This window comes from Actinokineospora cianjurensis (assembly GCF_003663795.1).
GTDB classification, from domain to species: Bacteria; Actinomycetota; Actinomycetes; order Mycobacteriales; family Pseudonocardiaceae; genus Actinokineospora; species Actinokineospora terrae.
Window position 1 is genome coordinate 166560 of record NZ_RCDD01000006.1, and the last position, 25414, is coordinate 191973.

Annotated in this window: 27 protein-coding genes; 19 read left to right on the forward strand and 8 right to left on the reverse strand. The window is 70.2% G+C overall.

The features are described 5' to 3' along the window. Positions 1-10: 10 nt before the first annotated feature. A complete protein-coding gene (locus CLV68_RS27990) occupies positions 11-811 on the reverse strand; it encodes a PaaX family transcriptional regulator (RefSeq protein WP_121394040.1) in 801 nt (266 codons plus the stop codon). A 171-nt stretch (positions 812-982) separates the two neighbouring features. Between CLV68_RS27990 and CLV68_RS27995 the strand changes: the two genes are divergently transcribed. Both CLV68_RS27995 and CLV68_RS28000 read left to right on the forward strand, forming a co-directional pair. Next, the gene (locus CLV68_RS27995; protein ID WP_018684035.1) at positions 983-1150 is read left to right on the forward strand and encodes a DUF3117 domain-containing protein; all 168 of its coding nucleotides are present in this window, start codon (positions 983-985) and stop codon (positions 1148-1150) included. Positions 1151-1244: 94 nt separating this feature from the next. Next, entirely contained in the window at positions 1245-2735 is a 1491-nt protein-coding gene (locus CLV68_RS28000) for a leucyl aminopeptidase (RefSeq protein WP_121393895.1), read from the forward strand. Here the strand turns inward: CLV68_RS28000 and CLV68_RS28005 are convergent. Next, positions 2657-3166, reverse strand: a complete 510-nt coding sequence (locus CLV68_RS28005; protein ID WP_170224629.1) for a GtrA family protein — start codon at positions 3164-3166, stop codon at positions 2657-2659. The two genes, CLV68_RS28000 and CLV68_RS28005, sit on opposite strands and share 79 nt — an antisense overlap. Then, positions 3156-4331: a glycogen synthase gene (glgA, locus tag CLV68_RS28010; RefSeq protein WP_121393896.1), complete on the reverse strand. Its 1176-nt coding sequence runs from the start codon at positions 4329-4331 to the stop codon at positions 3156-3158. Before glgA ends, CLV68_RS28005 begins: the two co-directional genes overlap by 11 nt. Before the next feature lie 185 nt (positions 4332-4516). Between glgA and glgC the strand changes: the two genes are divergently transcribed. Further along, positions 4517-5734 (forward strand): glucose-1-phosphate adenylyltransferase, encoded by a 1218-nt coding sequence (gene glgC / locus CLV68_RS28015; protein WP_121393897.1) that lies wholly within the window; start codon positions 4517-4519, stop codon positions 5732-5734. On the opposite strand, the gene CLV68_RS28020 is transcribed toward glgC, so the two are convergent. Continuing rightward, a complete protein-coding gene (locus tag CLV68_RS28020) occupies positions 5731-6381 on the reverse strand; it encodes an O-methyltransferase (protein ID WP_121393898.1) in 651 nt (216 codons plus the stop codon). The two genes, glgC and CLV68_RS28020, sit on opposite strands and share 4 nt — an antisense overlap. 252 nt (positions 6382-6633) lie before the next feature. On the opposite strand from CLV68_RS28020, the gene sigE reads away from it, so the two are divergent. The 4 genes from sigE to tatB all read left to right on the forward strand — a co-directional run bounded on the left by sigE (position 6634) and on the right by tatB (position 10067). Further along, a complete protein-coding gene (gene sigE / locus CLV68_RS28025) occupies positions 6634-7269 on the forward strand; it encodes an RNA polymerase sigma factor SigE (RefSeq protein WP_425454886.1) in 636 nt (211 codons plus the stop codon). A gap of 19 nt (positions 7270-7288) precedes the next feature. Beyond that, positions 7289-7897 (forward strand): anti-sigma factor family protein, encoded by a 609-nt coding sequence (locus tag CLV68_RS28030; protein WP_121393899.1) that lies wholly within the window; start codon positions 7289-7291, stop codon positions 7895-7897. A 235-nt stretch (positions 7898-8132) separates the two neighbouring features. Then, on the forward strand, positions 8133-9623 hold the full coding sequence (locus tag CLV68_RS28035; RefSeq protein ID WP_121393900.1) for a S1C family serine protease: 1491 nt from the start codon (positions 8133-8135) through the stop codon (positions 9621-9623). A gap of 45 nt (positions 9624-9668) precedes the next feature. Then, positions 9669-10067: a Sec-independent protein translocase protein TatB gene (gene tatB, locus CLV68_RS28040; protein ID WP_121393901.1), complete on the forward strand. Its 399-nt coding sequence runs from the start codon at positions 9669-9671 to the stop codon at positions 10065-10067. A 106-nt stretch (positions 10068-10173) separates the two neighbouring features. Here tatB and CLV68_RS28045 read toward each other — a convergent pair whose 3' ends face one another. Then, positions 10174-11319: an Mrp/NBP35 family ATP-binding protein gene (locus CLV68_RS28045; protein WP_121393902.1), complete on the reverse strand. Its 1146-nt coding sequence runs from the start codon at positions 11317-11319 to the stop codon at positions 10174-10176. A 147-nt stretch (positions 11320-11466) separates the two neighbouring features. Between CLV68_RS28045 and CLV68_RS28050 the strand changes: the two genes are divergently transcribed. Further along, positions 11467-11919: a MarR family winged helix-turn-helix transcriptional regulator gene (locus CLV68_RS28050; RefSeq protein ID WP_246010148.1), complete on the forward strand. Its 453-nt coding sequence runs from the start codon at positions 11467-11469 to the stop codon at positions 11917-11919. Here the strand turns inward: CLV68_RS28050 and CLV68_RS28055 are convergent. The 3 genes from CLV68_RS28055 to CLV68_RS28065 are packed head-to-tail and all read right to left on the reverse strand — an operon-like array spanning position 11916 to position 14679. Continuing rightward, positions 11916-12449, reverse strand: coding sequence for a DUF1003 domain-containing protein (locus tag CLV68_RS28055; RefSeq protein WP_121393904.1), 534 nt, complete (start codon positions 12447-12449; stop codon positions 11916-11918). The two genes, CLV68_RS28050 and CLV68_RS28055, sit on opposite strands and share 4 nt — an antisense overlap. Beyond that, a complete protein-coding gene (locus tag CLV68_RS28060; protein ID WP_170224630.1) occupies positions 12442-13701 on the reverse strand; it encodes a magnesium transporter MgtE N-terminal domain-containing protein in 1260 nt (419 codons plus the stop codon). The genes CLV68_RS28055 and CLV68_RS28060 overlap by 8 nt, the downstream gene beginning before the upstream one ends. Before the next feature lie 48 nt (positions 13702-13749). After that, complete coding sequence (locus CLV68_RS28065) at positions 13750-14679, reverse strand: ArsR/SmtB family transcription factor (RefSeq protein WP_121393906.1); 930 nt, start codon at positions 14677-14679, stop codon at positions 13750-13752. Positions 14680-14926: 247 nt separating this feature from the next. Here CLV68_RS28065 and CLV68_RS28070 point away from each other — a divergent pair, with 247 nt between their 5' ends. The 11 genes from CLV68_RS28070 (at position 14927) to CLV68_RS28115 (ending at position 25313) form a co-directional block, all read left to right on the forward strand. Continuing rightward, positions 14927-15991: an HpcH/HpaI aldolase/citrate lyase family protein gene (locus tag CLV68_RS28070; RefSeq protein WP_121393907.1), complete on the forward strand. Its 1065-nt coding sequence runs from the start codon at positions 14927-14929 to the stop codon at positions 15989-15991. Then, the gene (locus tag CLV68_RS28075; protein ID WP_281274705.1) at positions 15984-16838 is read left to right on the forward strand and encodes an HpcH/HpaI aldolase/citrate lyase family protein; all 855 of its coding nucleotides are present in this window, start codon (positions 15984-15986) and stop codon (positions 16836-16838) included. The genes CLV68_RS28070 and CLV68_RS28075 overlap by 8 nt, the downstream gene beginning before the upstream one ends. Positions 16839-16848: 10 nt before the next feature. Beyond that, positions 16849-17967, forward strand: a complete 1119-nt coding sequence (locus tag CLV68_RS28080; protein ID WP_121393908.1) for an AAA family ATPase — start codon at positions 16849-16851, stop codon at positions 17965-17967. Continuing rightward, on the forward strand, positions 17960-18625 hold the full coding sequence (locus CLV68_RS28085; protein WP_121393909.1) for a DUF4276 family protein: 666 nt from the start codon (positions 17960-17962) through the stop codon (positions 18623-18625). The genes CLV68_RS28080 and CLV68_RS28085 overlap by 8 nt, the downstream gene beginning before the upstream one ends. A 233-nt stretch (positions 18626-18858) precedes the next feature. Next, positions 18859-19044, forward strand: a complete 186-nt coding sequence (locus CLV68_RS33535) for a hypothetical protein (RefSeq protein ID WP_143073685.1) — start codon at positions 18859-18861, stop codon at positions 19042-19044. Between the two features lie 148 nt (positions 19045-19192). Then, complete coding sequence (locus CLV68_RS28090) at positions 19193-20386, forward strand: acyl-CoA dehydrogenase family protein (RefSeq protein WP_121393910.1); 1194 nt, start codon at positions 19193-19195, stop codon at positions 20384-20386. A gap of 46 nt (positions 20387-20432) precedes the next feature. After that, positions 20433-20960 carry a YflT domain-containing protein gene (locus CLV68_RS28095; RefSeq protein ID WP_121393911.1) on the forward strand — a complete coding sequence of 176 codons (528 nt, stop codon included), beginning with the start codon at positions 20433-20435 and terminating at the stop codon, positions 20958-20960. 160 nt (positions 20961-21120) lie between these two features. After that, positions 21121-22401: an ABC transporter substrate-binding protein gene (locus CLV68_RS28100; RefSeq protein WP_121393912.1), complete on the forward strand. Its 1281-nt coding sequence runs from the start codon at positions 21121-21123 to the stop codon at positions 22399-22401. After that, complete coding sequence (locus CLV68_RS28105; protein WP_121393913.1) at positions 22398-23285, forward strand: carbohydrate ABC transporter permease; 888 nt, start codon at positions 22398-22400, stop codon at positions 23283-23285. The genes CLV68_RS28100 and CLV68_RS28105 overlap by 4 nt, the downstream gene beginning before the upstream one ends. Further along, a complete protein-coding gene (locus tag CLV68_RS28110) occupies positions 23285-24127 on the forward strand; it encodes a carbohydrate ABC transporter permease (RefSeq protein WP_281245099.1) in 843 nt (280 codons plus the stop codon). Before CLV68_RS28105 ends, CLV68_RS28110 begins: the two co-directional genes overlap by 1 nt. Positions 24128-24131: 4 nt before the next feature. Further along, complete coding sequence (locus CLV68_RS28115) at positions 24132-25313, forward strand: ABC transporter ATP-binding protein (protein WP_121393914.1); 1182 nt, start codon at positions 24132-24134, stop codon at positions 25311-25313. Positions 25314-25414 lie beyond the last annotated feature (101 nt).

A 25414-nucleotide genomic window follows, 5' to 3' on the forward strand; every position in this document is an offset into this window, starting at 1 on the left:
CCTTTCCTGGTCACGCGGTAGACCTCTGCTTACCACCCCGCCGCAGGCAGCCGTCCAGGAACTCGGTCACAGCAGGCGCCAGGCGCGCGGTGTGGGTGTCGAACAGCTCCGCCGCCGCGGCACCCGGCCAGTCCGCGGGCAGCAGCTCCACCGGCAGCCCGGGGTCGACGAACAGGAACTTGCGCCACGCGTGCAGCAGCCGCTGCGACGCCGCGAACGCCTCCGCCGGGTCCGATCCGTCCACAGCGGACATCACCGGCGCCCAGGCCGCCAGGAACCCCCGGTACGCCTCACCCAACCCGGTGAGATCCCACGCCTCGGCCGCCAGTTCCGCGTCCGACCCGTCCTGCGGGCCGTGGAACACCCGCGCGGTCAGCCCTTCCGCCGCCAGCACCTCCGACAGCTCCGCCGACGGCCGCGGTGACACCCAGGTGGACGACCCGAGCGGCCCGTACCCGAGCAGCCGCAGCGACGACGCCAGCCGCTCGCGGGCGACCCTGGGCGGCGGCTCGCCCAGCGCGACCACGTGCCACCGGCCGTCCCACGTGGAGAGTCCGGTGCGGTAGATCCGGGCGCCCGCCTCGTCGAGGCGCCGCTGGCCGCGACCGGTCAGCGCGTAGCCGGGGCCCTCGTGCAGGCGCACCGGGGTGAGCCAGCCCTGGCGCACCATCCTGGACACCGCGGTCCTGATCGCGGGCGCGCCGAAGCCCAGCGGCTCCAGCAGCCGTACCAGCGCGGCGATGGTCGCCGAGCCGTCCCGCTGCCGCAGGTGGCCGCCGAAGACGTCGAAGAGGGCGGAGCGGGCGCGCACGACGGTCGAGTCTGGCAGGCCGCCGACCCCCGGCGCCACCCATCGTGGCCGGTCACCCGACACGCGATGATCGGTTCCGATTTCACCGCCGCGCGCCGGATGGGGGAGAATGGCCCGGACCCGGCGGGTTCGCCGCGTCGGGTGGGCAGGCTATGACGGAGGGAGCACGCTATGGCGGCCATGAAGCCCCGGACCGGGGACGGTCCCCTCGAAGTGACGAAGGAGGGCCGGGGCATCGTGATGCGCGTCCCGCTCGAGGGCGGCGGACGTCTGGTGGTCGAGATGACCCCGGAGGAGGCCAGCAACCTCGGCGACGCGCTCAAGTCCGCCGCGGGCTGATCCCCCACCGCCGGGCCTGATCACCGCTCCGGCGGGATCACCCCGGCGTTCTCCCAGCTCCAGACCGATCCGCAGCCCCAGCACGGAGGACCGCTTGCCCACGCCGGTGCCGACCCCGCCGACCGCGCTTCCCGACGTGGAGGTGGCCGCCGGGACCGCCGAGGGCCTCCCGACCGCCGTGCTCACCAAGACCACCGACGGCCCCGCGCTGATCGGTCCCGGCGGCGCCGAGCTGACCCCGGAGTGGGCCGAGGCGGTCGGCCTCACCGGAAAGGCGGGCGAGGTCCGCCGAGGTCCGGTCGACGCGGCGGCGCGGTGGTCGGTCGGCATCGGGTCCGGTGAGCCGAGGCAGTGGCGCGCGGCGGGCGCGGCACTGGCCAAGGCGGTCGGCACGCTGCTGGAAACCCGGCCGGATGCTGGTCAGGCCGTGCAGGTCGTGCTCCCCGACGACGTCGACGCCGAGCAGGCCGGGTGGTTCGCCACCGGTCTGCGCCTGGGCGGGTACGGGTTCCGGGTGACCGGAGACACACCCGCGCCCCGGCTGCGCTCCGCGCGCCTGGTGGTGTCCGATCGGGACCGTCGGGACGAGATCGCCGCCGAAGTCAAGCGGACCGCGGTCCTCACCGCCGCCACCGCACTGACCCGCGACCTGGCCAACGCCCCGTCCAACGTCAAGGACCCGGCGTGGCTGGCCAAGACCGCGGCCAGGGTGGTCGGCAGGCCCAAGGGCCTCACGGCGCAGGTCCGCGACGAGAAGTGGCTGGCCGAGCACGGGTTCGGCGGGCTGCTCGCGGTCGGCGGCGGGTCGTCGCGCCCGCCCCGCCTCGTGCACCTGACCTGGGCGCCGCCCGGCGCGGCCGGTCCGCACATCGCCCTGGTCGGCAAGGGCATCACCTTCGACACCGGCGGCATCTCCATCAAGCCGAACGAGGGCATGCACCTCATGCGCACCGACATGGCGGGTGGTGCCGCGGTCATCGCCGCTGTCGGCGCGATCGCCAAGTTGGGTCTACCGGTGCGGGTGTCCGCCCTGGTCCCGTGCGCCGAGAACCACGTGTCCGGCTCCGCTTACCGGCCCGGCGACGTGGTGCGTCACTACGGCGGTAAGACCACCGAGATCACCAACACCGACGCCGAAGGCAGGGTCGTCCTCGCCGACGCGATCACTTACGCCCATCAGGACCTCGACGTCGACCTCATCGTCGACGTGGCCACCCTTACCGGTGCCATGAAGGTGTCCCTCGGTACGCGCATCGCGGGCTTGTTCTCCGACGATGACGCTCTCGCCGCCCGGATCACGGCCGCCAGCGAGCGCGCCGGTGAGGCACTGTGGCGGATGCCGCTGCTGGACCACCTGGCCGCCGAGGTGCCCAGCGGCATCGCTGACGTTCGCCAGTGCCCGCCGGGGCCCGGTGCGATCACCGCCGCGTTGTTCCTGCGCGAGTTCACCGGTGGACTGCCGTGGGCGCACCTGGACATCGCCGGTCCCGCGCGCGCCGACCGCGCCTACGACGACGTCGTGCCCGGTGCCACCGGGTTCGCCGCGCGCACCCTGGTCGAGTTCGTGGCCGCGTACGCGTCCTGAGCGAACACACGGTCCAGGAACGCGTACTTGGCCACGAACACCGGTAGCCCACTGAGCACGTAGGTCACGTTGAGCACCAGCGTGCGCGCGGCCCGGTCCGCCACCAGCGGCCCGATCAGCCAGTCCGCGCCCGCGGTCAGCAACACCGACACGAGCCCACCCAGCAGCGTGACGACCAGGTAGCCCACGACCTGCCTGGTCAGCCTCGGCATGCCGCGCTGGCCCCACGCCCACCAGCGGATCATCACGAAGTGCGGCACCGCGCCCACCACGAACGCGACGGTGCTCGCCGCCAACGCGCCCAGCACGCCCCACCCGTACAGGGCGAACAGGACCAACTGGCTTATCCCGGTCGCGACCAGGGACGCCACTGAGTAGCGGGTGAACCGCACCCGCACGCCATGTCCCACCTTCGCCAAACTAGGAGCCACCAGCTGATGGTCCTCTCAGCGCCGCGCGGTAGACCGCCACGGTCTGCTCTGCCACCGACGCCCACGAGAAGTCTCTCTCAGCCCGTGCCCGTCCGGCTGCTCCCATCGCCGCTGCTCGGTCCGGTGTGGACAGCAGTGCGTTGACCGCGTCGGCTAGCCCTGTCCGGAACGCAGCGGTGTCCTCGGCGTCGTAGTGCACCAGCAGACCGGTCTCGCCGTGCGCCACGACCTCGGGGATGCCGCCGACGTCAGAGGCCACAACAGCCGTTCCGCACGCCATGGCCTCCAGGTTCACGATCCCCAGCGGTTCGTAGACCGACGGGCACACGAACACCGTCGCGTGGCTCAGCAACTGCTGCACTTCCGACTGGCGCAACATCCGTTGGATCCAGAAAACACCCGGGCGATGTTCAGCCAGTTCGGCGACCGCCGCACGGGTCTCTTCGGCTATCTCCGGCGTGTCCGGCGCCCCCGCGCAGAGCACCACCTGCGCCGACGGGTCGATGCGGTGCGCGGCGGCGATGAGGTGGTCCACGCCCTTCTGGCGCGTGATGCGCCCCACGAACACCACCGTCGGCCGCGCCGGGTCGATGCCGTGCTCGACGAGGGTGTCCACCTCGGACACAGGGTGGTAGGTCGCGGTATCGATGCCGTTGCGGACCACGTGCACCCGCGCGGGGTCGAGTTCCGGGTAGCAGTCGAGCACGTCCGTGCGCATGCCCTCGCTGACGGCGATGACAGCGTCAGCGTCCAGGTACGCCGTGCGCTCTACCCAGCTGGACACCCGGTATCCGCCACCGAGCTGTTCGGCCTTCCACGGCCTGCGCGGCTCTAGGGAGTGCGCCGTCACCACGTGCGGAACATCGTGCAAGAGCTTGGCCAGGTGCCCGGCGTGGTTCGCGTACCAGGTGTGCGAGTGGACGAGGTCCACGCCTTCGACGGCCGCGGCGATGGACAGGTCCGCCGACAGGGTCCGCAGCGCCGGATTGGCCTGCTCCAGGCCCGCGGCCGGGTTGTGCGCGGTCGCGTCCTCGCGGGGGCCGCCGAAGCAGTGCACGTCGACCTCCACGAGGTCCCGCAGCCTCGGCACGAGGTAGCCGACGTGGACACCAGCCCCGCCGTAGACCTCCGGTGGGTACTCCCTGGTCAGCAATCCGATGCGCACGCCGTCCACCGTAGCCGCCGCCCGCGGGGCCGCACGCCACGCGGTTCACGGCCCGACCTGGTGCGGCGCGCGGCGGGACGGCTGTGCGGCGCACGGGTGAACACCTGTGCAATGCGCGGTCAACGGCCGCCCACACGGAGTAGCGCGTATGGCAGGACCACCACGCTGACGGTTAGATTCATCGTGTGAAGGGCAAGCCGCGCGTACTCGGGATCGTGTTGGCTGGTGGCGAGGGCAAACGCCTGTGGCCCCTCACGGCGGACCGGGCCAAACCAGCCGTTCCGTTCGCGGGGAACTACCGCCTGGTCGACTTCGTGCTGTCCAACCTGGTCAACGCCGGGTTCCACCAGTTGTGCGTGCTGACGCAGTACAAGTCCCACTCCCTGGACCGGCACATCTCCACGACCTGGCGCCTGTCGAACGTGCTGGGGCAGTACGTGACGCCGGTTCCCGCGCAGCAGCGCCTGGGGCCGCGCTGGTACACCGGGTCGGCCGACGCGATCTTCCAGAGCCTGAACCTGGTCAACGACGAGCAGCCGGACCACATCGCGGTCTTCGGCGCCGACCACGTCTACCGCATGGACCCGGGCCAGATGCTGGAGCAGCACGTCGAGTCGGGCGCGGGCGTCACCGTCGCCGGTATCCGGGTGCCGCGCCTGGAGGCCAGGGCCTTCGGGTGCATCGACTCCGACTCCGACCGCCGGATCACCAGCTTCCTGGAGAAGCCGGACGACCCGCCCTCGGTCCCGGACGACCCCGACGTCACCTTCGCCTCCATGGGCAACTACCTGTTCTCGACGTCGGCGCTGGTCGAGGCCCTGCGCGCGGACGCGGCCGACCGCGACTCGATGCACGACATGGGCGGCGACATCATCCCGATGCTGGTCGACCAGGGCACCGCGCACGTCTACGACTTCGCGGACAACGTCGTGCCGGGGGAGACCGAGCGCGATAGGGGCTACTGGCGGGACGTGGGGACGCTCGACGCGTACTACGACGCCCACATGGACCTCGTGTCCGCGCACCCTGTCTTCAACCTCTACAACCGCCAGTGGCCGATCCGTACCGCGACGCCGCCGCTGCCACCCGCGAAGTTCGTGAACTCGGGTACCGCTACCGAGTCCATCGTGGGACCTGGCTCCATCATCTCTGGCGCTACCGTGACCGACTCCGTCATCAGCGCCGACGTGGTCATCGAGGACGGGGCCGTGGTGGAGGGCAGCGTCCTCTTGCCCGGTGCGCGGGTCGGTAAGGGTGCCGTGGTCCGCAAGGCCATCCTCGACAAGAACGTCGTGGTCGGAGACGGCGTCCGGCTGGGCGTCGAACTGGAGTCGGACCGCGAGCGGTACACGGTCAGCGCCAGCGGCGTGGTCGTGCTCGGCAAGGGTGCCCGCGCGGACTAGCTGATCTTGGCGGCGAGCAGGAGCCCGTCGCCGAGGGGGAGCAGCAGCGGGACCAGGCGATCGTCCTCGCGCACCGCCCTGACGACCTCGCGCAGGGCAAGCGTCTCGGCGTCGCGGCGCGCGGGGTTGGCGATGTTGCCCTGGTAGAGGACGCTGTCGAAGGCCAGGACCCCGCCGGGGCGCAGCAGCCGGACGCCGTGCTCGTGGTATTCCGGGTACTCCGTGCTCGACGCGTCGACGAAGAGCAGGTCGTAGCCGTTGTCGCTGAGCCTGGGCAGCACGTCCAGCGCCCGGCCCATGATCAACCTGGTCCGGCCGGGGGCGATCCCGGCCTGGCGGAAGGTGCGCTTGGCGACCGCCTGCACCTCGGGCTCGACGTCGATGGAGGTGAGCACCCCGTCCTGGGCCATCCCGCGCAGCAGGTGCAGGCCGCTGACCCCGACCCCGGTGCCGATCTCCACCACGGCCTTCGCCCGCAGCGCGGCGGCCAGGAACCGCAGGGCAGCGCCGGTGGCGGCGCCGACCGGGGCACAGCCGAGCTGGACGCCGACGGACCGCGCCGCGACGAGCGTCTCGTCCTCGGCGAGGTACCCCTCGACGTACTCGCTGAGCTCCACCGAGCGCACGGCGGGCTGTTCCGGTCCCACGGGAACGCAGATTAGCGGCGCACGTGGCCAAAACGGGTGAACCTGACCGGAAGGTCACCCGGCGACGTTTTCTCAGCCTCGTCTCAGGCCGCTCTGAGGCTCGCCACATGGGCGGCCGCCATCGTTGTCGTCAAGCAGGGGACGTGGAGAGCGGGGAACACGGTGGGAGCGGTCGAGGGGCACGCGGTCACGGGGAACACGGCAGGCAGGTCGGGCGTTGGACAGGGTGGTGGGCAGGACATGCTTCAGGAGGTGCGCATCCCTACAGTGCAGAGCCCCAGGACGCACGGCCGCGCGCAGGGCAAGGCCGTGAGCGCGGTCGAGGCCAAGCCCGTCGAGGTCGCGGAGATCAGCGCCGCCGAGTGGACCGTCCCCAGCTGGGACGAGGTCGTGCGCGAGCACGGCGACCGGGTGTACCGGCTGGCCTACCGGCTCTCCGGCAACGCACACGACGCCGAGGACCTCACCCAGGAGACCTTCATCCGGGTGTTCCGCTCGCTGGCGTCCTACAAGCCGGGCACCTTCGAGGGCTGGCTGCACCGGATCACCACCAACCTGTTCCTCGACATGGTCCGGCGCCGCTCCCGGCTGCGCATGGAGGGCCTGCCGGAGGACACCGACCGCATCGAGGGCGACGAGCCGAGCCCGGAAGAGGTCTACGACGAGACCCACCTGGACCCGGACCTGCAGGCCGCGCTGGACGAGCTGCCGCCGGAGTTCCGCGCCGCGGTCGTGCTGTGCGATGTCGAGGGCCTGTCCTACGAGGAGATCGGCGCCACCCTCGGGGTGAAGCTGGGTACTGTGCGCAGCAGGATCCACCGCGGCCGCCAGGCACTGCGGGTGGCTTTGGAGCGCCGCCGGGCGCTGGCCCGGGAGGCATCGGCATGACCCGTGTGGAGGACGTCTCATGACGCTCGAGCGCGCCCTGGGACTGGGCGAGCAGCACCTGCTGCCCGACGCCGTGGTCGCCTTCGTCGACGGTGAGCTCACCCGTTCGGCCCACGACCGGGTGACCTCCCACCTGGCGAGCTGCACCTGGTGCGCCGCGGAGATCACCGCCCAGCGCCAGGCCAGTGCCGCCGTGCGCGCCGCGACCACGCCGACCATGTCGGCCGGTCTGCTGGCCGCCCTGCGCGCCATCCCCCAGGAGACCGAGCTGCCCGCCACCCCCGACGGCCTCGCCGTCACCGCGGACGGCCAACTCGTCGCCATCCAACGCCCCGACCGCGCAGCCGCGCTCTTCGGCGCCAGCGCGCCCCTGGGCTCGGGCCCCAAGCTCGGCGAGGGCGGCGTCGTCCTCGGCAAGCGCAACCGCCGCGCCGCCCAAGGCGCTGGCGTGGTCGTCTCCGGCCTCGTCCTCGGCGCACTCGCCCTGGTCAACACCGGCGGCCCCGACACCACCGCCGAACCCACCCCAGCCCCACCCCACCGCGGCGACGCCCAACCCATCGGCTTCGCGGGCCAAGGCGCCCTCCCGTCGCTGTCCCCCAGCTTCGGCATGCTCGCCGCCCGCTAGCCGCACAGACCCTTCCCCACACGTGAAGGCCACTGCCCCACCGGCGGTGGCCTTCATGCTGTCCTGGGCTCCTGGGCTCCTGGGCTCCTGGGCTCCTGGGCTCCTGAGCTCCTGAGCTCCTGAGCTCCTGAGCTCCTGAGCTCGTGGGGTTTGTGGGTTCGTGAACTGTGCTGGGGTCGCTCGATGAGGGGGTCCGCACGCCCACTTCACCAGTGGTTTGGCACTGTGGACGGTGATGAACCAGAACTCTGACTCGACCGGTGAGCAGCGGCTCGCGCCTCGGCCGTTGGAGCGCCCCGCGGTGGACCCGGGGGCCGCAGCGGTGTTCGGGCGGCCCAGTGGGGTGAGTGGGGCGTTCTCCCCGACCGCGGCCGCGCGGCCGGTGTTGGGGGATGTCACCGTCGCGCCGCCGACGCCGGAGGCGTTGGTCAGTGCGTTCGGCAGGCCCGCGGGGGAGACCGCGGTGTTGCAGCGGCCGCCGGGGGAGCGCGCGGACCTGGCGGAGGACGAGGCGTTGTGGGCGGCGGAGTCCGACCCGTGGCGCGACCCGGCCGCGGGCGCGGTCATCGGGCCGCCTGCCGTGGCGAAGGACGAGGACGAGGAAGACGACGCCGAGACCAAGTCCGGGCCGCTGCTGAGCCTGAGCGACGTCCTGTTCGGCAGGCGGGTCAAGCCGCTGGCGCTCGGGATCCTGGGGCTCGTCGCGCTGCTGGTCGGGGCGGCGGGCGGGTTCGTCGGCTGGCTGGTCGCCCGGGGTGGTGACGCGCTCACCAGCGATGTCACCCTCGCGCAGGCCGAGGCGGGCAAGGAGCGCCCGGCCGGGTCGGTCGCCGACATCGCGACCAGGGTGCGCCCGGCGGTGGTGTCGATCGAGGTGAAGATCGCCCAGGGCGGCGGGACCGGCTCCGGGGTCATCATCGACGGTTCCGGCTACATCGTCACCAACTGGCACGTGGTGACCCTCGAGGGTCGCGCGGACCAGTCCGCGAAGATCTCGGCGGTGTTCACCGACGGCACCAGGACCGAGGCCCAGTTGGTGGGCACCGACCCCAAGACCGACCTCGCCGTGATCAAGGTGAAGGTCACCAACCCGACCGTGCTGCAGTTCGGCGATTCCGACAAGCTCCAGGTCGGCGACACCGTGCTCGCCGTCGGGTCGCCGCTCGGGCTCACCGACACCGTCACCGAGGGCATCGTCAGCGCGCTGCACCGCCCCGTGGTGGCCGGTGGCGACAACGGCGAGTCCCCGATCACCTACGACGCGATCCAGACCGACGCCGCGGTGAACCAGGGCAACTCCGGCGGCCCGCTGGTCGACTCGACCGGCGCGCTGGTCGGCATCAACTCCGCGATCCGCAGCAGCGCGGGCAACACCGGCAGCGTCGGCCTCGGGTTCGCCATCCCGTCCAACGACGCCAAGCGCATCGCGGAGGCCATCATCCGCGACGGCACGGTCAAGCACGCCGACCTCGGCGCCAACGTCAAGTCGGTGTCCGCGGAGACCGCCGAGGGCGCCCAGGTCGTCAACGTCACCGATGGTGGCGCCGCGGCGAAGGCGGGCCTGGCGGAGGGTGACGTCATCCGCAAGCTCGGCGACCGGCAGGTCCGCAACGCCGCGGAGTTGACGGTGGCGGTGCGCCAGCACCAACCCGGGCAGACAGTTCCCGTGGTGTTGGCCAGGCAGGGACGTGAGCTGACCATTCAGGTAACCCTCCAGTCGGATTGACCGGCTACCCTGGGGGGAAGAGGCGTAGTTTCGGAGGTAGCGAGGGTGTTCGAGAGCATCGGCTGGGCCGAGATCCTCGTACTCGGCATCGCCGGTTTGTTCATCCTGGGTCCGGAGCGGCTGCCGTCCGCGGCGGCCTGGGTCGGGCGCAGCATGCGGAAGGTGCGCGAGTTCGCGACGGGGGCCCGGGACCAACTCAAGGGCGAGCTCGGCTCAGACTTCGACGAGCTGCGCAAACCGCTGCAGGACCTGCAGCAACTGCGCAACTTCGACCCGAAGCAGCTGGTCGCCAAACAACTCTTCGGCGACGACACCAACGGCGTCAAGCCCAACGGGTTCGCCGCCACCCAACCGGCACTGCCCCCATCCCCACCCCCGGCCGCCAAGCCGGACCCCCCGAGGGCGCCCGGCGACCGTCCGACCATCGACCCGGACGCCACCTGAGCACACCCCACGAAGTCGGCACCGACCACCACCGGTGCCGACTTCTTTCTTGCCTGGATCTGCGCAGGTAGGTCTACCGGCGTTGTCTATGCACCGCTAGCGCCGGTCAGCGTCCGGCGGGGGATACCGACAACATCCGGCCTGCCAGGCCGCGGGCGCGCACCGACAGCTTGGTCGCGATGTCGATCAGCACCTTCGCCGCGGGTGCGGACGGCGACGAGAGCACCAACGGCGTCCCAGCGTCCCCGCCCTCGCGAAGCCGGGGGTCCAACGGCACCTGCCCCAGCAGCGGGACGGTCGACCCGACCGCCCGCGACAACGATTCCGCGACCACCTGGCCGCCGCCGGTCCCGAAGAGATCCGCGCGCGAGCCGTCCGGCAGCTCGAACCACGACATGTTCTCGATGACCCCGGCCACCCGCTGCCGCGTCTGCAGCGCGATGGCGCCCGCGCGCTCGGCCACCTCGGCCGCCGCCTGCTGCGGGGTGGTGACGACCAGGATCTCCGCGTTCGGGATCAGCTGGGCGACCGAGATCGCGATGTCGCCGGTGCCGGGCGGCAGGTCGAGCAGCAGCATGTCCAGGTCGCCCCAGAAGACGTCCGCCAGGAACTGCTGGAGTGCGCGGTGCAGCATCGGGCCGCGCCAGACCACCGGGGTGTTGCCGGGGGTGAACATGCCGATGGAGATGACCTTCACCCCGTTGGCCTGGGGCGGCAGGATCATCTTCTCGACCTTGGTCGGCTTCTCCGTCGTGCCCACCATGCGCGGGATGGAGTGGCCGTAGATGTCGGCGTCGACGATGCCGACCTTCACCCCGCGCGCGGCCATGGCGACCGCGAGGTTGACCGTCACGCTGGACTTGCCGACGCCGCCCTTGCCGGAGGCCACGCAGTACACGCGGGTCAGCGAGCCGGGCTCGGCGAACGGGATGCGCGGTTCCTCCGCGTCGCCGCGCAGCGACTTGCGCAGGGTGGTGCGCTGCTCGTCGTTCATCACGTCGAGCTCGACGGCGACCGCGCGCACCCCCGGCAGCGCCGACACCGCGGCGGTGACGTCCTTGGTGATCTTGTCCCGCAGCGGGCAGCCCGCGACGGTGAGGAAGATGCCCACGTCGACCCGGCCGTCCGGGTGCACGGTGATGTCCTTGACCATGCCGAGGTCGGTGATCGGGCGGTGGATCTCCGGGTCCTGCACGCCTGCCAACGCCGTGCGGACGGCCTCGACGGAGGGAACCTGCTCGGTGGTGGTCACCTCCCCATGCTACGGGCGGGTAGCGGACCGCCGTGCGCGCGGATGGTCAGGACCACAGTGCGGACACTCCGTGATTACCAGCCTGCACGCGCCACCACCGTGGTGTTCCGTAGCATTACGAGCCTGTTTGTGCCGCTAGGAGGAATCTTGACCGTGCCGGAGAGAACCGCCCGGCCCACCCGAGAAGAACTGCACGCGTGGCGCACCTTTCTGCGGGCGCACGCGCACATCACCCGCGTGCTCGAGGCCGAGCTCGTCGCCGAGCAGCGGCTTTCCCTCGGTGGCTACGACGTCCTCGTCCAACTAGCGGAAGCCCCTGATCGCAAATTGCGAATGGCAGAACTCGCCGACGCGGTGCTGCTGTCCCGCTCCGGGGTGACGCGCCTGGTCGACCGGCTCGAGCGGGCCGGAATGGTGGCCAGGGAACGCGTCGCCGGTGACGGCCGCGGTGTCGTCGCGGCGCTCACCGAGCAGGGCCTCGACGTTTTGCGCACGGCTTCCAGAACGCACCTCGCGGGCGTCTCCGAGCACTTTGTCGCGCGCCTGGACGGTGAGCAGTTGCGAAAGCTCGGCGACCTGTGCGGGCAGTTGATCGACTAGCGGCTGATCTCGTCCCAGCGCGGGTCGTCGTGCAGCGCTTTCGCGTCCGGGCGGGATTTGTTGCGCTTGCCCTTGAGATCACCGCGCAGCTTTTCCAGTTCGCCGCGCAGGTAGTCGCGGGTGGCGACCTCGCCGACCGCCAGCCGCACCGCCGCCAGTTCCCTGGCCAGGAACTCGGTGTCGGCCTTGGTCTGCGCCGCCCGCGCCCGGTCCTCCTCCAGCGACACCCGGTCCCGGTCGTCCTGCCGGTTCTGCGCGAGCAGGATCAGCGGCGCCGCGTAGGCGGCCTGGGTGGAGAAGGCCAGGTTGAGCAGGATGAACGGGTACGGGTCCCACCGCAGGCTGACCGCGACCAGGTTCAGCGTGATCCAGGCCAGCACCAGCACCGTCTGCCAGAACAGGAACTTCCCGGTGCCGAGGAACCGCGCCAGCCGCTCGGAGAACCGGCCGAACGCGTCCGGGTCGATGGCGAAGCGCAGCCCGCGCTGCCGGGGCTGGTCCAGGCGCCGCCTGGTCGTCGACTCAGGCACGGTCGGCCCCCTCCCGCTCGCGCCAGTTCTCCGGCAGCAGGTGGTCGAGCACGTCGTCGACGGTCACCGCGCCGAGCAGGTGCTCCTCGTCGTCGACGACCGGCGCGCAGACCAGGTTGTAGGTGGCGAAGTAGCGGGTCACCTCGACCAGCGAGTCGGTCGGCCGCAGCAGCGCCAGTTCCCGGTCGACGGCGCCTGCGACCAGGTCGAACGGGGGTTCGCGCAGCAGCCGTTGGATGTGCACGCAGCCGAGGTAGCGGCCGGTCGGGGTGGCCGTCGGCGGCCTGCAGACGAACACCATGCTGGCCAGCGCGGGCGGCAGGTCGGGGTTGCGCACCCTGGCCAGCGCCTCGGAGATCGGGGCGTCCGGGGTGAGCACGATCGGCTCCGGGGTCATCAGGCCGCCCGCGGTGTCGAAGGAGTACTCCAGCAGCCGCCGGACCGGCGCGGACTCCTCGGGCTCCATCAGCTCCAGCAGCCGGTTCTTGTCCAGCTCGGACAGCTCGGCGAGCAGGTCGGCCGCGTCGTCGGGGTCCATCGCCTCTAGCACGTCGGCGGCGCGCTCGTCGTCGAGGTGGGCCAGCAGCACCTTCTGGTCCTCCTCGGGCAGTTCCTCGATGACGTCGGCGAGCCGTTCGTCGTCGAGCGCGTCGGCCACCTCGTAGCGGCGCTTGAGCGGCAGGTCTTGCAGCGCGCTGGCGACATCGGCGGCGCGCATGGTGTCGAACACGGCCAGCAGCTGGTCGGCGGCCTGCGGCGCGCCCGCCAGCTCGGTGATGCCGGGTGAGCGGATGTCCGACCAGCCCAGCACCGTGATCGGCCCGCGCCTGCCCAGCCGCCCGGTGCGCTCCCGGATGGCGACCCTGGCCAGCACCCAGTCCCTGGTCCTGGTCTGCTCCATCGCGGTGTCCACGACCTCGGCCCGCGCCCCGCTGTCCACCACGGCCACCCTGGCGTCGAGCAGTTGGCCGACCACCAGCACCTCGTTGGGCCGCTGGTGGAAGTGCCGCAGGTTCACCGACCCGGTCGCCAGCGTCACCGCGTTGGCGTCGATCGAGGCCACCCGCAGCATCGGCACGAAGATCCGCCGCCGGGTGGCCACCTCGATCACCACCCCGAGCACCCTCGGCGCCGACCCGTCCGGCCGCAGCCCGGCGACCAGGTCCCTGATCCGACCGATCGACTCGCCGTCGGGTCCGAACACCGGCAGACCGAGCAACTGCGCCACGAAGATCTTGCCCATGCCCGCCACGCGGTCAGGCTAGCCCGACTCGGCCGGGCGCACCGGTCGGCGCCGCCCTCAGCCGATGCCCTGGTCGTTGCGCTGGTACCGCACCTCGCGCTTGGTCCGCGCCTTGCTGATCAGGCCGGAGCTGTGCAGCACGGACAGGTGGTAGGAGACCGTCGCGGGCGCCAGGCCGTGCCGCTTGGCCAGGTCCGTCGTGGTGCGGGGGGTCTCGAGGTCGCGCAGCAGGGCCGCGCGGGTCTGCCCCAGGAGTTTGGCCATCGCGGCGGGGTCGGCGCTGGGCGCGCTGAGCCCCTGGGGCGGGTAGTAGAGGACGGAGTTCACCGCGTCCCCCAGCTGGATGTAGAACCTCGGCCACGTCAGGGCCACCGGCGTCACGGTCAGGTCGCCCGGCCGCCCGTCCTGGTGCCACGGGGTGATGATCCGCAGCGTGCTGCCGTCCCAGGTGATGTCGCCGTGCAGGGAGGTCAGGAGCGCGCCGATTCCCCCCGTCGCCATGACGCGGGCCCTGGCGGTGATGTCGGCGTCGAGGCGTTCCTTCAGGCCCGGCCAGCTGTCGGCCATGGCGACGGTCCAGAACCTGCTCATCCCGCTGGCGAACCGCGAGGCGAGCGTGCCCGCCTCGGCTGCCGCCATGACCTCCTCGGACGGAGCGGCCAGCAGCGCCACCTGGCTCGCGGCGTCTTCCGCTGTAGTCGCGGCCATCGCCTCTAGTTGAGCGGGCCAAACCTGGTCGGGTGGAACAAGAGGCGGGATTGGGGTCAAGAGGTCCGGTTTGTATTCAGCGTTGCTCGGCAGCGTGCTCGCGACTAATCGCACGTCCGGGTCGCGCATCGCGAACCTGGCAGCGGCACCTGGCTTGCCGAAGACGGGGTGGTGGAGCTGGTTGACCGTGAGGAAGAGCCAGGCCATGGCCTCGGCCGCGGGTGAGGTCGCGAGGCGGACCTTGTTCAGCACGGTCGCGTCGAGGTGGGCGGTGATCACGGGAACCGGTCGGCGCGCTGGTGGGCGGTGATCATCGCGCCAGGCTAGTGCTGCTTTCGAGCGGCTTCGAATCGTTTCCGGCTACCGGTCGGTTCGCGATGTGCTGGGACCGGGGTGCGGCGGCCGGGGCGCTGGGGGTGTCCCGGCCGCCACGCACGTGTCGGTGGCCACAATGGCGGCGCCGACGGGGCCGTGGTCGACTAGAACTCACGTTGTTACTGGTCGGTTAACCTCGATCGGAGGTCCCATGCGCTCCCCGAAGGACTTCTTCCGCCCGCTCGCGGTCGGCGCGCCGGACCCGGTGCGGGAGATCCCGTTCCGGCCGTCGCGCATGATCCACTTCTTCGACCCGTCCAACGAGAAGATGGCCGCGAAGGTCCCCGACCTGCTCGCCAAGGCCGATGTGGTGCTGGGCAACCTCGAGGACGCCGTCCGCGCCGACCGCAAGGTCGCCGCGCGCGAGGGCCTGGTGCGGGTGGGCCGGGCGACCGACTTCGGCGACACGCAGCTGTGGACCAGGGTCAACAGCCTCGACTCGCCGTGGGTGCTCGACGACCTGATCACCCTGGTCACCAAGATCGGCGACAAGCTCGACGTGATCATGGTGCCGAAGGTGGAGAGCGCGGCCGACATCCACTACGTCGACCGGCTGCTGGCCCAGTTGGAGGCGCGCGCCGGACTGACGCGGCCGATCCTGGTGCACGCGTTGCTGGAGACGGCGGCAGGTGTGGCTAACGTCGACGACATCGCTACCGCGAGCCCCCGCATGCAAGGCATCTCTCTTGGTCCGGCCGATCTGGCCGCGAGCCGTCGGATGAAGACCACGCGCGTCGGCGGTGGTCATCCCGGGTACCTGGTGCGCACGGACCCTCTTGGCGACGACCTGACTGCTGGTCGTACGACCTATCAGCAAGACCTCTGGCACTACACCGTCGCGCGCATGGTCGACGCGTGCGCCGCAGCCGGAATCCTGCCGTACTACGGGCCTTTCGGTGACATCGCTGATGTAGTCGCGTGCGAGGACCAGTTCCGCAACGCGTTCCTGCTCGGTTGCGTCGGCGCGTGGAGCCTGCACCCGCGCCAGATCGAGATCGCGCGCCGCGTCTTCTCCCCGGACCCGGCCGAGGTCGCCTGGGCTCGCCGCGTCATCGAGGCCATGGGGGACGGCACCGGCGCGGTCATGCTCGACGGCAAGATGCAGGACGACGCCACCGTCAAGCAGTGCCGCGTGATGGTCGAGCTGGCCGACGCCCTCGCCGCCCGCGACCCCGAACTCGCCCGCGCCTACTCGGAGGACGCCAACCGTGGCTGACCTGGACCGCCCCCGCCGCTCCGTGCTCTACATGCCCGGCGCCAACGAACGCGCCCTGGAGAAGGCCAAGACCCTCGACGCCGACGCCCTGATCCTCGACCTGGAGGACTCGGTCTCCCCGGACGCCAAGGTCGACGGCCGCGACCGCGTGTGCGCCGCCGTGGCCTCCCGCGAGTACGGCCCCCGCGAGGTGACCATCCGCGTCAACGGCCTCGACACCCCGTGGTTCACCGACGACGTCCACGCCGCCGCCGCCGTGTCCCCGGACGCCATCGTCGTCCCCAAGGTCAACGCGGTCGCCGACGTCCGCCGCATCGAGGACGCGGTCCCCGCGGACATCCCGATCTGGGCGATGATCGAGACCCCGATCGCGATGCTGCACGCCTACGAGATCGCCTCGGCCTCCCCGCGTTTGACGGTCCTTGTCCTGGGCACCAACGACCTCGCCAAGGAACTCCACGCCGAACACGTCCCCGGCCGAGGCCCGCTGCTCACCAGCCTGTCCCTAGCCCTGCTCGGCGCTAGAGCCGCAGGCAAGACCATCCTCGACGGCGTCTACAACGACGTGAAGGACCTAGCAGGCTTCGCCGAGGAATGCACCCAATCCCGCCAACTCGGCTTCGACGGCAAGACCCTCATCCACCCCAGCCAACTGGACCCGTGCAACGAGGTCTTCGCCCCCTCGGAAGCCGAGATCGCCCACGCCCGGAAGGTCATCGCCGCCTTCGAAGAAGCCCAAGCCGCAGGCAAGGGCGTAGCCACCGTCGACGGCAAGATGATCGAAAACCTCCACGTCTCCAACGCCCACCGCGTCCTAGCCGTGGCCGCCGCGATCAACGCCGGCTAGAGTTTCCGCTGTGTCCGGCGGCGCGCTGAGCGAGATCGAGGTGGAGGGTTTCACCTCGATCTCCCACGCGACCGTGACATTGGGCAGGCTGAACGTCTTCATCGGAGCGAACGGGTCCGGGAAGAGCAACTTCATCCGGGTACTCGAACTCCTGGGCCGGATCGCCGACCGGGAGCTGAGACTCCACGTCGGTGTCAACGGCGGAGCCTCGGCCTTGCTCGACCGGGTCACACCTGCCCACTCGATCCGAGTCGTGCTCAGGGGGCCGAACCGGTCCTACACCGCACTCCTCGTGCCAGGCGCCAACGATGAGCTGATCTTCGCCGAGGAAGTGGTCGAGTCCGACGGAATGGCGATCCCGTTGGGTGTCGGACATACCGAGAGCGGGCTCCCCAGCCGTGGTCGCGGCGCCCGCGCGCCCATCGGCCAGTCGATGTTCCCGCCCTTCGAGGACACCTACGACCTGGTCAAGGGTTGTCGGGTCTTCCACTTCCACGACACCAGTCGGGACGCCCCGGTCAAGCGGCTCAACCCGACCGCGGACAACCTGGCACTGCGGTCGGACGCGGGAAACCTGGCCGCGGTGCTGCTGGCGATGCGCGACGGTGTTGATTCCACCGCGTACCAGCGGATCGTCGCGGTGGTCCGGCAGGTCGCCCCGTTCTTCCGGGACTTCGTCCTGCACCCGGAGGGCAACGACCGAGTGCGCCTGCGGTGGCAGCAGGTCGACACCGATGTCGTTTTCTCCGCCAACCAGATGTCGGACGGGACGCTGCGGTTCATCTGCCTCGCCACCCTGCTCCTCCAGCCCAACCTGCCGCACCTGGTCGTGTTGGACGAGCCGGAACTCGGCCTGCATCCGTTCGCGATCGTGCAGCTCGCGGGCTTGCTCCACCAGGCGAGCAACCGCGCTCAGGTCCTGCTGGCCACGCAGTCGGTGACCCTGATGAACCAGTTCGACCTGCAGGACCTCATCGTCGTCGAGCGGGACGGCGGGAGCTCGGTGTTCACCAGGCCGGACGCACAGCGGCTGACCGCCTGGCTGGACGAGTACTCGCTCGGTGAGCTCTGGGAGAAGAACCTCTTGGGCGGACGGCCCGGCCCCGCGGGGAGCGGCCCCTATGCCTGACCGCTTCCGCCGCCTGCACTTGTTGGTAGAGGGGCAGACCGAGGAAGCGGTCGTCATCGAGGTCCTGCGGCCGCACTTGGAGCACGCAGGCTGGGCGGTCACCTTCTCGATCATCACCACCCGGCGTCCCGCGCGTGGACCCGCGCACCGCGGTGGGCTCGCGACCTGGGGGAAACTCCAGCGGGAGATCCGCCTCCTGCTGAGGGACTCGAGCATCGGCATCTTGACCACGCTCGTCGACTTCTACGGCCTGCCGGAGGACTGTCCCGGCATGGCCGATCGGCCCGCCCACGGTGCCTACGAGCGGGTCGCCCATGTCGAGGCAGCGATGGCCAGGGAGATCGACGACCGGCGATTCCTGCCCAACGTGGTCCTGCACGAGTTCGAGGCATGGGTGTTCGCGGCAGGCGCGCAACTCGCCGATCTGCGGGGTGATCCGAGCCTGGCGGCCAGGCTCGCGGAAGAGGTCGCGCGGGCAGGTGCACCCGAGTTGATCAACGAAGGTCCCGCGACGGCACCCTCCAAGCGGCTGATGGCCGTCTGCCCGGACTATGCCAAGACTGTCGAGGGGCCGCTCGCGGTGGCGGCGCTCGGGGTTGAGGCGCTGAGGGCTCGGTGTCCTCATGTGCACGACTGGCTGCTCGCGCTCGACGCCTGAGCCGGGAAGCGTCGACCGGAGAGCAATGGAGTCGCTACGAGCGGTAGCCACAGGCGGCGGTTAAGTCACCCTGGGTTGACTGGGGACGGCTGGTGTGATCGCCGTGTGATGTTCACGCTGTGATTACGGTGCAGGTCAAGGACGTGACAACGGGTGAGAGGTTGCCGTGACATAACGCACAGATCACGGGGGAGACTTGCTCGTGACCATGGCTGTGGGGTGCCCTGGACGGCATGGGTAGACACAGCCTTCCTTCCGAGTCGCGTGGCGTGCTGAGCTTCTTCAGTGGTCGGCACCGGCAGCGGGATGACCTGTTCGACCGCAGTTTCCGCTCGTGCACCGACTGCGGTGCGGATGTCTACGTGCTCGCCGAGGACTGCAAGGACTGCGGGACCGCGCTTGAGCTGCGGGCTGGCTGAGGAGTAACCCGATACCGAGACCGTCAAACGGCCCGGGCTGGATCAAGCCCGGGCCGACGCATGTGGTCCGGAGCACTTCGGGGGCGCGAACGGGCGTTAACCGCGACATACTGGCCGGTAACAACCCCGGGACAAGCAGGGAGCTCGCATGGCCCGCCTCGCGCAGACCGCCGGACTGACCGACATCCAGCGGGAGATCCTGGCCACCGTCAAGGTCTTCGTGGACAAGGAGATCATCCCGCACGCGCAGGCCCTCGAGCACGCCGACGCCTACCCCACCGACATCGTCGCCGGCATGCGGGAGATGGGTCTGTTCGGCCTGACGATCCCCGAGGAGTACGGCGGCCTCGGCGAGTCGCTGCTGACCTACGCGCTGGTGGTCGAGCAGATCGCGCGCGGCTGGATGAGCGTGTCCGGGGTGATCAACACGCACTTCATCGTGGCGCACATGGTCAGGCAGCACGGCACTGACGAGCAGAAGCGGCACTACCTGCCCAGGATGGCCACCGGCGAGGTCCGCGGCGCGTTCTCCATGTCCGAGCCCGACCTCGGCTCCGACGTCGCCGCCATCAAGACCAGGGCCAGGCGCGACGGCGACACCTACACCGTCGACGGCGCCAAGATGTGGCTGACCAACGGCGGCAGCTCCAACCTGATCGCCCTGCTCGCGCGCACCGACGAGGGCGCCGAGAAGCCGCACCAGAACCTCACCACGTTCCTGGTCGACAAGCCGGAGGGCTTCGGCGAGGTCGCGCCCGGCCTGACCATCCCCGGCAAGATCGAGAAGATGGGCTACAAGGGCGTCGACACCACCGAGGCCGTGTTCGACGGCTACCGGATCGGCGCCGACAAGGTCCTCGGCGGCGCCCCCGGCAAGGGCTTCGCGCACATGATGGACGGCGTCGAGGTCGGCCGCGTCAACGTCGCCGCCCGCGCCTGCGGCATCGCGATCCGCGCCTTCGAGCTCGCCGTGGACTACGCGCAGCAGCGGCACACCTTCGGCAAGCCCATCGCCGAGCACCAGGCCATCGCGTTCAAGCTCGCCGAGATGGCCACCAAGGTCGAGGCCGCGCACCTGCTGATGGTCAACGCAGCCCGGCTCAAGGACTCCGGGCAGCGCAACGACGTCGAGGCGGGCATGGCCAAGCTGCTGGCCAGCGAGTACTGCGCCGAGGTGACCCAGGAGTCGTTCCGCATCCACGGCGGCTACGGCTACTCCAAGGAGTACGAGATCGAGCGGCTGATGCGCGAGGCGCCGTTCCTGCTCATCGGCGAGGGCACCAGCGAGATCCAGAAGACCATCATCTCGCGCGGGCTGCTCAGGGAGTACAAGTCCCGGTGACGGTGTCGGGTTCGCACGGTTGGGCCCAGGTTGGCAGGATGGGGACATGACCGGTGCGTTCTCCGGCCCTGGACGAACGAACCAGGGTCTTCCCAAGGTCCCGACGCCGCCGACCGGGTGGCCGATCGGCTCCTACGACACCTACCAGGAGGCCCACCGCGCGGTGGAGCACCTGGCCGCCAGCGAGTTCCCCGTCGAGGAGGTGACCATCGTCGGGGTCGACCTCATGCTGGTCGAGCGGGTCATCGGCCGGTTGAGCTGGCCGAAGGTGCTCGGCACCGGCGCGCTGTCGGGCGCCTGGTTCGGCCTGTTCGTCGGGCTGCTGCTCGGGCTGTTCAACCAGCAGGAAGCCTCCTTCGGCCCGATCCTGGTCGGGCTCGGCATCGGTGTCGTCTTCGGCGTCGTGTTCGCCGCGGCCGGGTACGCGAGCACCAGGGGGCGGGGTCGGGAGATCGCGTCGGCCACCCAGTTGGTCGCCGGTCGCTACGACGTCCTCGCCCAGCCGCGCAACGCCGAACGGGGCCGTGACCTGCTGGCCAAGCTCACGCTTAGGCCGAACGGCGGCGTCGGCTAGACCCTTCGCCGCGTCGAATTGCGGGCCTCCAGCAGCCGACTTAGTTTCAGGTGACCCGGTCGCGGGTACCGAGCTACCCGCGTGACGGCGCACGTCGAGGTGCTTGGGAGTCGTTCGGGTCAGCCTTCCCTCGGCGTAGCCGTCGGAAGGAGGTCGGACGATGGGGCGTGCTCATCGAGGGTCCGGCCGCCGAGGACGACGCCTGCGAGCGGCGCTGTGCGCCGCGTTCATCGCTAGCCCGTTGCCGGCGGCCTGTGGTTCGGAAACCGGCGGGATCACCGTCAACGTCTACTACTCCACCGAAGAGAACTTCGACCAGGTCATCGCCAAGTGCGACGCGGCGGCGGGCGGTCGGTACAAGATCGCGCTGAACGTGCTGCCGCGCGGCGCCGACGACCAGCGCGAGCAGATGGTGCGCCGGTTGGCCGCAGGCGACACCGACATGGACGTCCTCGGCCTCGACGTCACCTGGGTCTCCGAGTTCGCCGAGGCGGGCTGGATCGCCGAGTGGACCGGCCAGGACAAGGCCGACGTCGAGGACGGCACCCTCGAAGGCCCACTGGCCACCGCCGAGTGGGAGGACAAGCTCTACGCCGCGCCGAAGAACACCAACGTCCAACTCCTCTGGTACCGCAGCGACCTCGTGCCCACCCCGCCCAAGTCGTGGGGCGAGATGATCCAGCAGGCGCAGCAGCTCAAGTCGCAGGGCAAGCCGGGCACCATCCTGATGACCGGCGCCCAGTACGAGGGCCTTGTCGTCCAGTTCTCCCAGCTGACCGCCGGTGCGGGCGGCAAGATCCTCTCCGACGACGGCACCAAGGCGGTCGTCGACGACGGCGCGGTCAAGGCGCTGGCGGCGTTGCGGGACCTGGCGCGGTCGTCGTCGGCGAGCCCGTCGTTGTCCAACGCCAAGGAGGACAACATCCGCCAGGAGTTCGAGGCGGGCAAGACCGCCGCGTTCGAGCTGAACTGGCCGTTCGTCTACGCCTCGATGGGCAAGTCCAACCCGGACCTGGCCAAGGTGTTCAAGTGGGCGCCCTACCCGGCCATCGACGAGAGCAAGTCCGGGACCGCGACCCTCGGCGGGTTCAACCTCGCCGTCAGCTCCTACTCCCAGCACAAGCCGGAGGCGTTCGAGGCGGCGAAGTGCTTGCGCAGCGCGGAGAACCAGAAGTTCTCGGCGATCAACTCCGGGGTGCCGCCGACCATCGAATCGGTGTACGCCGACCCGGAGATGGCCGAGCCGTACCCGATGCGCGACACCATCCTCGAGGAGCTGAAGAACCCGGCGGTCCGCCCGATCACCCCGGCGTACCAGAACGTGTCCACGCTGATCTCCACGATCCTGTCGCCCCCGTCGGACATCGACCCGGTGAAGACCGCCGAGCGGTTGCGCACCGAGCTGCAGGACGCGCTCGACTCGAAGGGGGTCCTGCCGTGAAAGCGGTCAGCGAGGGCAAGAAAGCCGAGCGCAGGCTCGGGCTGTGGCTGTGCGCGCCCGCCGCGCTGGTGATGATCGCGGTCACGGCGTACCCGATCATCTACTCGGTCTGGTTGTCGTTGCAGCGCTACGACCTGCGGTTCCCCGCCGAGCGCGAGTTCGTGGGGCTGGCGAACTACGTCACCGTGCTCACCAACTCCTACTGGTGGACAGCGTTCGGGGTCACCACGTTCATCACGGTCGTGTCGGTCGTCATCGAACTGGTGCTGGGCATGGCGTTGGCGTTGGTCATGCACCGCACGCTGGTGGCCAGGGGTCTCATCAGGACGGTCGCGCTCATCCCGTACGGCATCGTGACCGTCGTCGCGGCGTTCTCCTGGCGCTACGCCTGGGAGGACACCACCGGCTACCTGGCCCAGCTCTTCGGTGACTCCGCCCCGCTGACCCAGCGGGCCTCGGCGCTGGCGATCATCATCCTGGCCGAGGTGTGGAAGACCGTGCCGTTCATGGCCCTGCTGTTGATGGCCGGTCTCGCACTGGTACCGGAAGACCTGCTCAAAGCGGCCGCTATGGACGGTGCGTCGCCGTGGCAGCGGTTCACCAAGGTGATGTTGCCGGTGATGAAGCCCGCGATCCTGGTCGCGCTGCTGTTCCGCACGCTCGACGCGTTCCGCATCTTCGACAACATCTTCGTGCTCACCAGCGGCGCCCAGCAAACCGGTTCGGTGTCCATGCAGACCTACAACAACCTGATCCGCGGCCTCAACCTCGGCGTCGGGTCGACCATGTCGGTGCTCATCTTCCTCGCGGTCGCCGTCATCGCGTTCATCTTCGTGAAGGTCTTCGGCGCGGCCGCGCCCGGCAACGACGGGGGGAAGCGCTGATGGCCGTCATGGGAGGCACCGAGCGGGCGGCGAAGTTCCGGTGGGCGCTGATCGACGTCGTGGTGCTGGTCTACGCGCTGGTTCCGGTGCTGTGGATCGTCTCGCTGTCGTTCAAGACCAAGGAAACGCTGACCGACAAGAACTTCATCCCGCGCGAGTGGACGCTGCAGAACTACGTGGAGATCTTCTCCACCAACCAGTTCCTGCGCGCGCTGCTCAACTCCGTCGGCATCGCCCTGATCGCGACCGTGATCGCGGTCGTGCTGGGCACCATGGCGGCGTACGCGATCGCGCGGCTGGACTTCCCCGGCAAGCGGTTGCTGGTCGGCGTCTCGCTGCTGATCGCGATGTTCCCGCAGGTCTCGCTGGTCACGCCGCTGTTCGAGATGGAGCGCTCGCTCGGGCTGTTCGACACCTGGCCTGGGCTGATCCTGCCCTACATCACCTTCGCGCTGCCGCTGGCGATCTACACCCTCTCGGCGTTCTTCCGGGAGATCCCGTGGGAGCTGGAGAAGGCGGCGAAGATGGACGGCGCGACCCCGGCCCAGGCGTTCCGCCGGGTCATCGCGCCGCTGGCCGCCCCCGGTGTGTTCACCACGGCCATCCTGGTGTTCATCTTCTGCTGGAACGACTTCCTGTTCGCCATCTCGCTGACCTCCACGACCTCGTCGCGGACGGTCCCGGCGGCGCTGTCGTTCTTCCAGGGGTCCTCGCAGTTCGAGGACCCGACCGGCACCGTGTCCGCCGCCGCGGTGGTCATCACGGTGCCGATCATCCTGTTCGTGTTGTTCTTCCAGCGCCGCATCGTCGCGGGGCTGACCTCGGGCGCGGTGAAGGGCTAGGGGCATGGCTGAGATCGTTCTGGACAAGGTCAGCAAGCGGTACCCGGACGGCGCGCTCGCCGTGTCCGATGTGGACATCACGATCGCCGACGGCGAGTTCATCATCCTGGTCGGCCCGTCCGGCTGCGGGAAGTCGACCACGCTCAACATGATCGCCGGGCTCGAGGACATCACCGGCGGCGAGTTGCGCATCGACGGGCAGCGGGTCAACGAACGCGCGCCCAAGGACCGCGACATCGCCATGGTGTTCCAGTCCTACGCGCTCTACCCGCACATGAGCGTCCGGGAGAACATGGCGTTCCCGCTGCGGCTCGCGCACGTGGACAAGGAGACGGTCAACCGCAAGGTGGAGGAGGCCGCGCGCATCCTCGACCTCGGGGCGCACCTCGACCGCAAGCCGGGCAACCTCTCCGGCGGCCAACGGCAGCGGGTGGCGATGGGGCGCGCGATCGTGCGCGACCCCAAGGCGTTCCTGATGGACGAACCACTGTCCAACTTGGACGCCAAGCTGCGCGTGCAGATGCGCACCTCGGTGGCCAAGCTGCAACGGCGGCTCGGCACGACCACGGTGTACGTGACGCACGACCAGACCGAGGCGATGACCCTCGGCGACCGGGTCGTGGTGATGCGTGGCGGATTGGTGCAGCAGATCGGGTCGCCGCAGTCGCTCTACGAGCAGCCGGTCAACCTGTTCGTCGCCGGGTTCATCGGGTCGCCGTCGATGAACTTCCTGCCCGCCACCCTGGCTGACGGCCAGGTGCGCACCCCGCTGGGGCCCGTGCCGCTGACCGACCGGATCCGGCGGCTGGTCGAGTCCTCGTCGGCGCCGCGCGAGGTGATCGTCGGGCTGCGGCCGGAGCACTTCGAGGACGCCTCGCTGCTCGACGAGGCCGAGCGCTCGGCGGGCGGCACGTTCACCGCCACCGTCGAGGTCCTGGAGTCGATGGGGTCGGACAAGTTCGCCTACTTCCTGGTGGAGGGCGAGACCGCGACCTCCGCGGAACTCGACGAACTGGCCGCCGAATCGGGCTCCGCCGAGATGACCGACAACGGCGCCCAGATCGTCACCCGCCTCTCCGCCGCATCCCCCATCAAGGAGGGCGACGAGGCCGAGGTCTGGTTCGACCCGGACAAGCTGCACCTGTTCGACCCCAAGGACGGCCGCACCCTCACCCACACCGGCTGACCTCGGTCGAGTGGGCCTGTGGACAACTTTCCACACGGGTCTTGACACTCTGCCATCTTGGTCCCCGTCGGACCGCCCACCAGGGGCGATCCACGGGGATC

Excerpts from the sequence above, each read along its gene's own strand:
- CLV68_RS27995 (WP_018684035.1), top strand. The coding sequence starts at position 983 with ATGGCGGCCATGAAGCCCCGGACCGGGGACGGTCCCCTCGAAGTGACG.
- CLV68_RS28030 (WP_121393899.1), top strand. The coding sequence starts at position 7,289 with ATGACGCTCGAGCGCGCCCTGGGACTGGGCGAGCAGCACCTGCTGCCC.
- CLV68_RS28035 (WP_121393900.1), top strand. The coding sequence starts at position 8,133 with ATGAACCAGAACTCTGACTCGACCGGTGAGCAGCGGCTCGCGCCTCGG.
- CLV68_RS28070 (WP_121393907.1), top strand. The coding sequence starts at position 14,927 with ATGCGCTCCCCGAAGGACTTCTTCCGCCCGCTCGCGGTCGGCGCGCCG.
- CLV68_RS28085 (WP_121393909.1), top strand. The coding sequence starts at position 17,960 with ATGCCTGACCGCTTCCGCCGCCTGCACTTGTTGGTAGAGGGGCAGACC.
- CLV68_RS33535 (WP_143073685.1), top strand. The coding sequence starts at position 18,859 with ATGGGTAGACACAGCCTTCCTTCCGAGTCGCGTGGCGTGCTGAGCTTC.
- CLV68_RS28090 (WP_121393910.1), top strand. The coding sequence starts at position 19,193 with ATGGCCCGCCTCGCGCAGACCGCCGGACTGACCGACATCCAGCGGGAG.
- CLV68_RS28095 (WP_121393911.1), top strand. The coding sequence starts at position 20,433 with ATGACCGGTGCGTTCTCCGGCCCTGGACGAACGAACCAGGGTCTTCCC.
- CLV68_RS28100 (WP_121393912.1), top strand. The coding sequence starts at position 21,121 with ATGGGGCGTGCTCATCGAGGGTCCGGCCGCCGAGGACGACGCCTGCGA.
- CLV68_RS28110 (WP_281245099.1), top strand. The coding sequence starts at position 23,285 with ATGGCCGTCATGGGAGGCACCGAGCGGGCGGCGAAGTTCCGGTGGGCG.
- CLV68_RS28115 (WP_121393914.1), top strand. The coding sequence starts at position 24,132 with ATGGCTGAGATCGTTCTGGACAAGGTCAGCAAGCGGTACCCGGACGGC.